Annotated in this window: 12 protein-coding genes; 4 read left to right on the forward strand and 8 right to left on the reverse strand. The window is 71.5% G+C overall.

What is annotated here, in order from left to right; translation table 11 throughout:
- Both HV824_RS32315 and HV824_RS32320 read left to right on the forward strand, forming a co-directional pair.
- On the forward strand, positions 1-339 hold a 339-nt coding region (locus tag HV824_RS32315; protein WP_176424965.1), incomplete at its 5' end, for a PEGA domain-containing protein.
- Positions 336-701 (forward strand): response regulator, encoded by a 366-nt coding sequence (locus HV824_RS32320; protein ID WP_176424966.1) that lies wholly within the window; start codon positions 336-338, stop codon positions 699-701. The genes HV824_RS32315 and HV824_RS32320, both read left to right, overlap by 4 nt.
- Before the next feature lie 9 nt (positions 702-710).
- On the opposite strand, the gene HV824_RS32325 is transcribed toward HV824_RS32320, so the two are convergent.
- Positions 711-1,316 (reverse strand): hypothetical protein, encoded by a 606-nt coding sequence (locus HV824_RS32325; protein ID WP_176421365.1) that lies wholly within the window; start codon positions 1,314-1,316, stop codon positions 711-713.
- A gap of 121 nt (positions 1,317-1,437) precedes the next feature.
- Positions 1,438-2,898: a HAMP domain-containing sensor histidine kinase gene (locus HV824_RS32330; protein ID WP_176421366.1), complete on the reverse strand. Its 1,461-nt coding sequence runs from the start codon at positions 2,896-2,898 to the stop codon at positions 1,438-1,440.
- 275 nt (positions 2,899-3,173) lie between these two features.
- On the opposite strand from HV824_RS32330, the gene HV824_RS32335 reads away from it, so the two are divergent.
- On the forward strand, positions 3,174-3,557 hold the full coding sequence (locus HV824_RS32335) for a serine/threonine protein kinase (RefSeq protein WP_163783216.1): 384 nt from the start codon (positions 3,174-3,176) through the stop codon (positions 3,555-3,557).
- On the opposite strand, the gene HV824_RS32340 is transcribed toward HV824_RS32335, so the two are convergent.
- From HV824_RS32340 to HV824_RS32355, 4 genes are read right to left on the reverse strand one after another with little or no spacing between them, the layout of a single operon-like run.
- Positions 3,547-4,611, reverse strand: coding sequence for a hypothetical protein (locus HV824_RS32340; RefSeq protein ID WP_176424967.1), 1,065 nt, complete (start codon positions 4,609-4,611; stop codon positions 3,547-3,549). The two genes, HV824_RS32335 and HV824_RS32340, sit on opposite strands and share 11 nt — an antisense overlap.
- Positions 4,611-4,970: a hypothetical protein gene (locus HV824_RS32345; protein WP_176421368.1), complete on the reverse strand. Its 360-nt coding sequence runs from the start codon at positions 4,968-4,970 to the stop codon at positions 4,611-4,613. The genes HV824_RS32340 and HV824_RS32345 overlap by 1 nt, the downstream gene beginning before the upstream one ends.
- A complete protein-coding gene (locus tag HV824_RS32350) occupies positions 4,967-5,644 on the reverse strand; it encodes a hypothetical protein (protein ID WP_255208511.1) in 678 nt (225 codons plus the stop codon). Before HV824_RS32350 ends, HV824_RS32345 begins: the two co-directional genes overlap by 4 nt.
- A gap of 8 nt (positions 5,645-5,652) precedes the next feature.
- Positions 5,653-6,567 (reverse strand): hypothetical protein, encoded by a 915-nt coding sequence (locus HV824_RS32355; RefSeq protein ID WP_255208512.1) that lies wholly within the window; start codon positions 6,565-6,567, stop codon positions 5,653-5,655.
- 92 nt (positions 6,568-6,659) lie between these two features.
- Here HV824_RS32355 and HV824_RS38300 point away from each other — a divergent pair, with 92 nt between their 5' ends.
- On the forward strand, positions 6,660-7,895 hold the full coding sequence (locus tag HV824_RS38300; RefSeq protein ID WP_176421370.1) for a glycosyltransferase family 4 protein: 1,236 nt from the start codon (positions 6,660-6,662) through the stop codon (positions 7,893-7,895).
- On the opposite strand, the gene HV824_RS32365 is transcribed toward HV824_RS38300, so the two are convergent.
- Both HV824_RS32365 and HV824_RS32370 read right to left on the reverse strand, forming a co-directional pair.
- Positions 7,832-9,025 (reverse strand): glycosyltransferase, encoded by a 1,194-nt coding sequence (locus HV824_RS32365; protein WP_176421371.1) that lies wholly within the window; start codon positions 9,023-9,025, stop codon positions 7,832-7,834. The two genes, HV824_RS38300 and HV824_RS32365, sit on opposite strands and share 64 nt — an antisense overlap.
- Positions 9,026-9,369: 344 nt before the next feature.
- Positions 9,370-10,280, reverse strand: a 911-nt coding sequence (locus tag HV824_RS32370) for an IS66 family transposase (RefSeq protein ID WP_176424968.1), incomplete at its 5' end; no start/stop codon positions are given.

The raw sequence follows: 10,280 nt of genomic DNA on the forward strand, positions 1-10,280 counted from the left end.
GTCGCCACCCCCCGCCCCGAGACGACGCTGGCCCCGCAGTTCGACCCGCCCTCGGAGGTCCGCGAGGGAGAGGTCCGCGAGCAGCGCGCGTTCATGGAAGGTGTCAGCCTGCTCATGGTCGACTCCGCGCCGGCGGGCGCGACAGTGTCTGTGAACGGTCGAACGGAAGGCACCACGCCGCTGTCGGTGACGCTGGAGTGCGTGACAGACGCGCCGGTTACGGTGAAGCTCACGCGCCGAGGCTTCAGCTCCCTGGAACACACGCTCTCATGCCGTCAAGACACCATGACCCAGCTCTTCGGAAGGCTGCGCAAGGGGCAGAGCGGCTCGAAGCCGTGAGCACCGCGTCCAACACCGTGCTCGTCGTGGACGACGACGCCGACATCCGGGAGGCCGTCCAGGACATCTTGTCCTTCGAAGGCTACGCCGTGGCCCAGGCCGCCAACGGCCAGGAGGCCCTGGCGCTGCTGTCCGGGCCCCACGCGCTGCGGCCGTGCCTCATCCTGCTGGACTTGATGATGCCCGTCATGGACGGCGAGGAGTTCGTCGGCCGGCTTCAGCAGGAGCAGCGCCTGGCGGAGCTGCCCATCATCCTCGTCACGGCGAGCGGCCGCGCCCAGCTCCCCGGGGTCCGCGCCATCCTCAAGAAGCCCTTCGACATGGACGTGCTGCTGAGCGCGGTGGGTGAGCACCGCCACTGACGCCCCCCTTCAGGAGCGCCGCGCGCCCGTCAACATCGCGGCCACCTGCGGGTCCAACTGGAAGGACTCGAAGAAGCGGTCCGCGTCCTGGGGCGGCTTGCCCTCCGGGTGCAGCAGCAGCTGCTGGTAGAGCCGGGGCCCCACCAGGAAGAAGCGTCCGCGCAGGTGACGCGGGCCGGACACGCCCTCCACCTCCCAGCCCGGGAAGCCACTCAGCACCAGCGGCCGCGCGGACAGCCCGGTGGCGCCCAGCGCCTCCAGCGCCCCGTGGCTGGCCCGGGCCACCACGTCACGCGGGTCCGCCTGGGACACCGCGGCCGCGGGGAAGTCCGTGTAGGAGACGTAGTAGGCGGTGTCCACCTCCGGCCGCACGGCGATGAAGGTGTGGAGTGTCACCGCGCCGACATCCGTCTCCTGCGAACGGCGCTCCTCGCTCACCGGCCCGGGAATCGCGACGGAGAAGCCCCCTTCCGTGGACTGGACGACAGGCTCGGCGGCCCGCGGAGCTTCGGCCTTCGCGGCGGCGGTCGGCGCCTGCTGGCGAGAGGCACACGCCCCCAGCCCTCCCAGGGCCAGGAGGGCGGCGAGCGGCGCGGCGCGGCGCGAAATCTTCATAAGGTCAGGCGACTCCTGAAGGTTGGACCCCGAAGGTACGTCGAGCCTCGCGTGAACGCATCCGCCGTCTCCACGTGGACGCGCGCCATGCGACGCTTCACGCCAACCTGGGGGCAGCCCCTCAGTGCAGGGTGTCCTGGGGGGACGTCAGCCCCGCGTCCTCTTCGGAGTGCCGGGCGGCCTCGGCGGCCACGGCCAGCCGCACACAGAAGACGGAGCCATGGCCGGGCTGGCTCACCACGTCGATGCTGCCCCCGTGCCCCTCGACGATGCGCCGGGCCACCGACAGGCCCAGTCCCACGCCCGGGGCGCGCTGACGGGCGTTGCCGGCGCGCTGGAAGGGCGCGAAGAGCAGGCGCCGCTCCTCCTCGGAGATGCCGATGCCCTGGTCCGTCACGCACAGGACAGCCGTGTCCTGCTCGCGGCGCACGGCCACCTCCACGGTGCTGCCCGCCGGCGAGTACTTCAGCGCGTTGCTGATGAGGTTGTGGAGCACCTGCTCCAGCCGTGCCGGGTCTGCCCGAACCGGCACGGGCACGTCCGGCAGGCTGAGCCGGAGGCCATGGCCGGTGTCGCCGGAGCGGTAGAGCTCCACCACCTCGCGGGCCAGCTCACGCGCGTCCCGCATCTCCGGGCGCAGCTCAAGCCTGCCGGCTTCGATGCGGGTGGCGTCGAGCAGGTCGCCCACCATGCGGTCCAGCCGCTCCACCTGCCGCCCCACCAGGGCCAGGGTGCGGTCCATGCGCTCGGGCGTGAGCTGGGCGCGACCGCGGTCCGACAGGGCCGTGGACAACTTGAGGGCGGACAGCGGATTGCGCAGCTCGTGCGCCACGCCCGCGAGGAACGCGAGCTGCTGCTCCTGCTGGTGGGACAGGCTGTTGGCCATCTCATTGAACGTGCGCGCCATGTCCCGCAGCTCGGTGGGCCCGGCCTCCGGCGCCCGGGTGCGCTTGCTGCCCGCGCCGAAGCGGCGCATGGCCTGGCTGATGTCCCGCAGCGGCTGGAGCGCCACCCGCCGCAGCAGCGCGCTCACGATGAGCACGCCGAGCAGCAGCGAGCTGCAGAGCACCACGCCCACGAAGTCCGCGATGGTGTTCCACCGCTCCGACTCCGAGCGGGCCGCGCGCGCTCTCTCCACGTTGAGGGCGATGACCTGCTCCAGGCCATTCAACGCGGCGTCCAGCGCCGGGCCCGCCTCCCACTCCGCGCGCGCCAGGTCCCGCTGGGCGGAGAAGTAGGCATCCACGTCCTCGCGGACCTCGTCGAGCCGCTCGCGCTCCGCTTCCGTCGAGGCGATGCGCCGCAGCTCCCCAATCTGCCGGTACAGCGAAGCCTCCAGCTCGGACCGCGGCAGCCCGTCCGGGCCGCGCGGCACCCGGGCGGGCCCTTCCCGGACCATCCGGTCGTGCGCCAGCAGACCCACCTCCAACTCCTCGGACACCCGGATGCCCTCGACGGCGACCCCCAACGTCGCGGCCGAGCGGTCGAGCACGCTCGTCAAGACGATGAGCAGGGTGGCGACCGCCAACGTCATCAACGTCAGCACGCCCATGGTGGCGGCAAGCCAGGAGCGCAGGCTCATGGCGCCACCCCGGGCAGGACGAGGGCCATCTGGGACACCGGGCAGACACCCGAAGGGACCTTCACTTGCGCTCCTCACGGGGCTCCCAGGCACGAGGGCCGCCCCATTCCTGAGAGAAGCAACACGGCCAAGGCCCACGGGATTCGCGGACCGGATGGCAAGCGGGCACGCCCCGCCAGTTCCCCGAAAGCGGACGTCACCGGAGAGCGTCAGCCGTGCTAGGGAGGAACGATACGCGGTCGGCAAGCCCCCTGGCCGACGAGCGAGAGGCCTCCATGGACATCATCTCCCAGCCGGTACGCACCCTGAAATTCGATGGCTTCTGGCGCTGGCTCCAGGAGCACACGCACTGCATCCTGCGGTGCGGCTCCGTGGACGCCATGCTGTATGACCACGACGACTTCCACTGGGCCCTCCTGGAAGAGGAGCGCCAGCACATCGTGCAGGTCCTCAAGGGCAAGGTGCTGGTGGGCGAGCTGGTCATCCCCGGCCGCGAGGTGACGGAGGTGAATGTCGCCCCCGACCCGGACACGGGCGCCCAGGGCCACTTCCTGGTCGAGCTCATGGGCGGACCGAAGGAAGACCCGCAGGCGCTCTACCACTTCATCATGGCGCACGGCATCGACCCGGCGCCGGGACACAAGGACCTCAAGCACTGAGGACGGTGCGCTCGATGAGCGTCACCGCGTCGTCCGTCCCGCTGACGTAGGGCCTCTCGCTCCGAGCCGGGCAGGCACGGGCGAGGCCGGCGGCACGCGCCACCAGCGCCTCCACGGAGCCCGCCCGCTCCTCGGGGCGCAGCCGCAGGGCCTGCCTGTCGTAGAGCCGGGGCCGCGCGAGCGCCACGAAGGGCGTCCCGGTGGCGCGGGCCTCCTGCACGGTGTTGTACCCGCCCGCGCCGACGAGCACGTCCACGCCGGGGAGCACCGCCAGCGCGGGCCACGTGGACCTGCGCAGGGCCAGGCCCTCCTCCAGGGAAGCCCCAGCCCGCCTGCCTTGCTTGGCGCGCGGCGCGGACGCTGGCGCATCCATCGCCGCTCCAGGCGGCACCAGCCACCGGACCACGGCCTCGGGCCCCAGCGTCGCTTCCAGCCGAGCGGCGATGTGCCCCGCCTCCCCCACTTCCTCGGGGGTGCCACAGCCCATCACCGCCACCAGGACGCGCGTGTCCTCCGCGGGCACGCCCAGCCGCGCGCGGGCCTTGTCACGGGGCAGCAGCTCGCTGGCGCGCAGGAGCAGCCAGGGCGCGGTCCTCACGGCGCGAGGATGGTTCGCGAAGGGCGCGGCCTCGCCCGGGACGAGCAGCAGGTCGAACGCGTCCACCGCCCGCGCCAGGCCGTACTGCTTCACGTACGTGGGGTTCACGTCGCGGTGGATCAGCACCTTGCGCGCGCGCACGGAGGGCAGCAGCGGCGCCAGCTCGCCCCCGAGCCCCCGGGGAAAGGTGTCCACGACGAACAGGTCCGGGCGCACGTCCTCCAGGCACTGCTCCACCACTTCTCCCACGGCCTCCCGCCCCAGGGCGGGGTTGAGCCGGAGCACCTCGACACCGGTGCCCAGCACGTCCTCCAGCGGGAGCCCGCTCGCGAACGGGCTGTTGGTGAGCAGGACGACGGCGTGGCCTCGGCGCGAGGCCGCGCGCGCCAGCGCGGAGGCACGGGTGAGGTGCCCCATGCCGCCTCCCAGCGCATAGACGAGCCAGCGGCCGGCCATCAGCTCCCGCCCATGTCCTCCTCGAAGGAGGCGTCGTCCTCGTGGCGGAGGCTCTCGCCGTCAGCCTCGGTGAAGTCGTTGGCGTCGTGGGCCCTGCCGCGCCCCGACGTGGCGGCGGCGCCGTAGTACCCGTAGTCGTCGTAGTAGTAGCTCGGGTGGTCCTCGTCCACGCCGCCCTCGTCGCCGGTGTGGTCCTCGTGCTGCCGCGCGCACGTCGCGCAGAGCATCTCCCCACCCACCGGCATCACGTGCTGCTCACACAGGGGCATCGCGCACCGCATGCACGTCATGGCCGCGGCGCTCCCACAGCCATGGGAGAACAGGAAGCCCACGTTCGCCTGGCAGAGCAACCCACTCATGGCTGGACACGCTCCAGGGACGGCGGCGCCTGGAGGTAGAAGAGCAGCGCCATGCGCAGCGGCGGCTCCAGCGCCTCGAAGGCGAGGCACGCGGCGGCCTCCGCCGCCAGCAGCGACTTGGTGGCGAGCAACGTGCGCCCCTTCGCATCACGCAGGGACACCTTGCCCTCACGCACCTTCACGCGGGCCACGTCCGCGCCAGCGCCGTCCTGGATGCGGGCGCCGTCGTCCTCCGGCCACACGGAGTACAGGAGCGTGCCCTTCATGTCGTTGAGACGCCAGCCTGGCCCCTGCCGCGCGAGCGTGAACAGCACCTGCCGCTGCTCGCCATCCCGCACGGTGAGCGCCCCGCCCGCGGAGCCGACGACGTACCCCAGCGCCACGTCATCCGGGCCGGAGACCTTCAGCGCCGCGCCCTTCCACTTGTAGCGCGCCAGCTCGCGCTCCTCGCCGTCCACCAGCTTGGCGCCGTCGTCCTTCGGCTTGAGGGAGAAGCGCGCGCGGTCGGCGTCGTCCTTGAACTTGAGCTTGCCCGCGAGGCCCTTCACCGCCGCGGGGGCGCGGGGCACCTCCAGCGCGCGCATGGCGGGGGGCGGCTCGGTGTCACCGGGCTTGCAGCCTCCGGCGGCGCCCGTGAGCGCGACCAGGGAACAACAGAGAAGGAACCGGCCCATGCCCATCATCACGAAGCCTTCGCCTGCTTGCGCAGGTGTTTGGAGTAGTTGAGGACCTGGTAGAGGCTCAGCAACATCATCACCACCGTCTTCGGCGCATCCACCGCGTTCGACGGGATGGCGGGGCCGGCGTCCCATTCACTTTCCACCAGAGTGCGCAGGGACATCCGGTCCTCGCCCAACTGGAGCTTGTCGACGGCGGCGCCGTCCGGCAGGCGCATGGCCTGGCGGGCCTCCGGCTCCAGCAGCGCCAGGTCCGGATGACGCTCCGCCTTCACGCGGAGCTGGACCTGGAGCAGCGCCCAGCTCCGCTTCCGGTGCTTTGTCTTGGTCTTGCCGCTGCTGCTGCGCCGGGTGCGCGAGCGCTTCTCGAGCCACTGCACCATGGCGATGCGCAGGTGCGTGCCGTCCAGCAGCCGCGTCTGGAGGGTGAACCACGGGTCGGCGAAGTTCTCCGCGTCCCAGCCGGTGGGCGTGACGCGCTTGCCCTGCAGTTTCCCCGGGCTGTCCACGGGCGTGAAGTCGAGCACCAGCTTCACGGGCGCGTCAGGGCCGATGTCACGGCGCAGCCGGTGGAGCACCTGGGAGGCCAGCGTGTATCGCCGGTTCTCCAGGTCCAGGCTCCGGAAGCGCAGGTACACGGTAAGACACCCCACGGACCCCACGAGCAGCGCGAGTCCCGCCCACTGGGTGAGCTGCAGCGCGAGCGCGTCCTCGGGCCCCTCCTCCAGCGTCGTTCGAAAGATGAAGATGATGACAGCGGCGGCCAGGCACAACAGGGTCGACTGACCCCAGCTCCGCCGCGCTTGCTCCACCTCCACGTCCAGGACGCGCAGCCGCTCCAGGTCTTCCCTCAGCTCCCCGACGGGGCCGCTGCACCTGTAGACGCGTTCCTCGCGAAAGCGGTCAATGTTGAAAGCCACGATGGGTCGCGCCCCCTCGGCGGTACGAAAGAGGGGGAAGCGTAAGGGTCCGTGCCGTAGGGGTCAAACCCTCCTGTGATAGCAACACGCGTGTGTCTCACGCTCCCGGCACCGGCATCGTCTACGCGTCGTTCGACCGCTTCCCTTCGCCCAAGGGCGCCGCGGTGCACATCCGGGCCTTCGTGGAGGCGCTGGGCGCGGCCTTTGGCCAGGTCGACCTCGTCGCGCTCCGGGACAACCCCAGCGCGCCCACCGGGCCGCTCGCGTTGGTGGAGGGCGTGACGTACCACCCGCTGGAGTCACGCGGGAAGGACCTGATGGCCCAGGCCTTGTCGTTCCGCGCGCACCTGGCGGCCTGGTGGCGCGGACGGCCGCGCGCCTCCGTCGTGCACGTGCGCTCCATCTTCGAAGGCTACCCCGTCGCCTGCCAGAAGGACGCGCTGACGGACGCGCTCGTCTTCGAGGTGAACGGCCTGCCCTCCATCGAGCTGAAGTATCACTACCCGGACGTGGCGGATGACGCGGAGCTCTTGCGCAAGCTGGTGGCGCAAGAGGACGTCTGCCTCTCGCGCGCGGACCTGGTGGTGACCCCGAGCGCGGTGACGGCGGAGTACCTGGTGACGGCACGGGGCGTGGAGTCCTCGCGCGTGCGGGTGATTCCGAATGGCGCCGACCTGGAGGTGTTCCGGTACGCGCCGCCGCGACCCTTCGAGCCCGGGCGCCCCGTGCGGCTGCTGTACAGCGGGACGATGACGTCCTGGCAGGGTGTGCACCACGCCATCGACGCCTGCCGGCTGCTGCGGCGGGAGCTGCCCACGGTGCTGACGCTGGTGGGGCCGCTGCGTCGGCACACGCGGCGGGCGCTGATGGACCGGTGCGGGGACCTGCTGCTGGAGGGCGCCGTGGAGCTGCGGGAGCCCCTGCCCCAGGCGGAGCTGGCGGCGCTGCACCAGGCCTGCGACGTGGTGCTGGTGCCCCTGCCCTTCAACGACCGCAACTGCGTGCAGGGCTGCTGCCCGCTGAAGCTGCTGGAGGCCATGGCCACCGGGACGCCCGTGGTGGCCAGCAACCTCCCCGTGGTGAGCACGCTGGCCGCGCCGGACGAGGTGATGTTGATACGGCCGGGCTCGGCGAAGGCGATTGTTGAAGCGGTGAAGGCCCTGAGGGCGGACCCCACCCTGGGCCCCGCGATGAGCGCGAAGGCGCGAGCGCGCGTGGCGCGCGACTTCCCGTGGAGCCGCGCGGGCGAGGCCCTGGTGAGCGCTTACGAAGAGCGGCTCGGGATGGCGCGAGCCAGCACGCGGCGGAGCACCTCCGCCTCCGCGTGAGCCTGAAAGCGCTCCTCGATGCGCTGACGGGCGGCGGCGCCCATCGCGGCGCGCTCTTCGAGCGGCAGGGAGAGCACGTCCAGGCACGCCTGCCCCAGGTGATTGAGCAGGGCCTTGGAGACGATGAAGCCATTGCGTCCGTCATCCACGGCCTCGGGGATGCCGCCGGCGTCGCTGGCGATGACGGGCCGGGCGCAGGCCATGGCCTCCAGCAAGGCGTTGGGCATGCCCTCCCACAGCGACGGCTGGAGGTAGACATCACACAGGCGCAGGTGCGCGGCGATGGCCTCCGGTGTGTCCAGCGGCCCGGAGATGAGGATGCGCGCGGCGTCCTCGGGATGCTCGGCGCGGAAGGCGACCAGGTGCTCGGCGTCGCGCGGCCGCACCTCGCCGATGACGAGCAGGCACGCGGGCCGGACGCGGCGCACCGCGGTGAGGGCGGAGAGCAGGAAGGGCAGGCCCTTCTTGTGCCGAAGCTCCCCGGAGAAGCCAAGGACGGCCTCGTCGGGGGTGATGCCCAGCCGCGCCCGGAGCGCCGGGTCCGCGGGGCCGGGTGAGAAGATGCCGGTGTCGACGGCGTTGGGGATGACCTCCACGGCTTCGTCCCGCCCCAGCAGCATGCGCATCTTCCGGCCCAGGTCCGCGGAGGCCGCGGTGAGGACGCGGGCCCGTTGCAGCGTCCACAGCAGGCGCGCGAAGTCGCCCGGGGGGAACATGAGCTGGTCCACGTCGTTGCCCCGGGCGCTGACGGTGGAGGCGATGCCCACGGACTCGGCGAAGGCGACGGCGAGGAACCCGGGCGGAGACAGGTAGTGCCCCCACACCAGGTCGTAGTGATGCTTCGCGTGCAGGTAGCCGAGCACGTCGAGCGTGTGCTGCATGGACAGGTCCGTGCTGCCGAACAGCCCCAGCCGGTGGAGCGTCACGCCTCGCGCGAAGGGTGAGACGTCCCCGGCGTCCGCCACCGTCTGGAGCGCGCCTGGCGCCGCCGTGCGAGTCCAGGCCAGCACGTCCACCCGGGCCCCCAGCTTCACCAACGAGCCCGCGGTGCGCGCGCCACTGCGGGCCAGGCCTCCGATGTCGGGAGGAAAGCGTTCAGCGATGAGGAGGACGCGCGGGCTGTCGGACATGGCCGCGCCACGCTACCTCCTTCCCACGCCATCGCCACGCACGACCTGGGCCTGGAGCCCTTCAACCTGTCGGCTCAACTCTCTCAGCTCAACTCAACATTTCAGGGGCGGAACTTCTTGCTCATGCCCGGCATTCACCACGCGGGCCTCCCTCCGGGCAAGCCCCACCGCGATTACCGCAACACGCTCCTAGAACTGGGCGCGGACCGTCCAGCGACGCGCGAGCGTGAGCACGAGGTGCGCGCTCGGTGGGGCATCGGTACCCGTCCGGTGGACGTCGTGCCAGGAGGCTTGATGGCGGACGAGGACCGTGCTCGGCGAGCGCCTCGACGAGCGAGAGCTGTTCAGTGACTGAGCTGGAGGGGCGAATCGGGAGGGTCGGCGGCGCGTCGCCGCTTCCACTCGTGGGGTAGCAGCTCACCGATGCGCGAGTTGGGGTGTGTCTGCACGCGCAGCAGGACGTCCGCGAGATACGTCTCGGGGTTGACGCCGTTGGCCTCGCAGGAAGCCACCAGTGCATAGAGGCCCGCGAGGTTCTCTCCCGCGGCCTCGTGGCCGACGAAGAGAAAATTCTTACGGCCCAGGGCCGCCTTTCTCAGCGCTGCCTCCGAGCGGTTGTTGTCGAGAGGCAGGCGCTCATTCTCCACGAAGCGCGTGAGGGCCTCCCACTGCTTGAGGGCGTAGGAGATGGCCTGGCCCAGTGGACTCTTGGGCGGGTGACGCGGCGCCTGGGCTTCGAGCCAGACGCGCAGCCTGGCGAGGACGGGGGCGCTGTGCACCTGGCGCAGCTCGCGGTGGGCCGCGGTGCGCACCACGTCCGCCTCTCGCGCCTGGGCCTCCACCCGGTAGAGTTCGAGGATGAAGTCCAGGGCTTCACGCGCCTCGGGCGCGGTCGCCAGCGCGTCGAAGAAGCGGCGACGCACATGGGCCCAGCAGCCGACGCGCACCCGGCCCTGCGGCAGCGTCACCGCGTTGTAGCCGGTGTACGCGTCCACCACGAGGGCGCCCGCGGTGCCACCCAGGACTTCCTTCGGCGTCTTGCTGGCCCGGCCCATGCTGAAGCGGTAGCCGATGAGCCATTCGCCCGCCGCATTCTGGGTGAGGAAAGTCCAGAGGTAGCCCAGGCGCGTCTTCTTCACGTCCAGCACGCGCAGCGGCGTCTCGTCCGCCCACACCACGTCCGCCGAGGCAATGCATTGCAGGAGGTGCTGGGAGAGGGGCAGTAGCACCGAGGCGGCCTGGTGGAAGAGGTCCG

This window comes from Myxococcus sp. AM009 (assembly GCF_013372605.1).
GTDB classification, from domain to species: domain Bacteria; phylum Myxococcota; class Myxococcia; order Myxococcales; family Myxococcaceae; genus Myxococcus; species Myxococcus vastator.

Bases quoted from the DNA above. Each gene is read 5' to 3' on its own strand.
- HV824_RS32325 (WP_176421365.1), bottom strand. From the start codon at position 1,316: ATGAAGATTTCGCGCCGCGCCGCGCCGCTCGCCGCCCTCCTGGCCCTG.
- HV824_RS32330 (WP_176421366.1), bottom strand. From the start codon at position 2,898: ATGAGCCTGCGCTCCTGGCTTGCCGCCACCATGGGCGTGCTGACGTTG.
- HV824_RS32335 (WP_163783216.1), top strand. From the start codon at position 3,174: ATGGACATCATCTCCCAGCCGGTACGCACCCTGAAATTCGATGGCTTC.
- HV824_RS32340 (WP_176424967.1), bottom strand. From the start codon at position 4,611: ATGGCCGGCCGCTGGCTCGTCTATGCGCTGGGAGGCGGCATGGGGCAC.
- HV824_RS32345 (WP_176421368.1), bottom strand. From the start codon at position 4,970: ATGAGTGGGTTGCTCTGCCAGGCGAACGTGGGCTTCCTGTTCTCCCAT.
- HV824_RS32350 (WP_255208511.1), bottom strand. From the start codon at position 5,644: ATGGGCCGGTTCCTTCTCTGTTGTTCCCTGGTCGCGCTCACGGGCGCC.
- HV824_RS32365 (WP_176421371.1), bottom strand. From the start codon at position 9,025: ATGTCCGACAGCCCGCGCGTCCTCCTCATCGCTGAACGCTTTCCTCCC.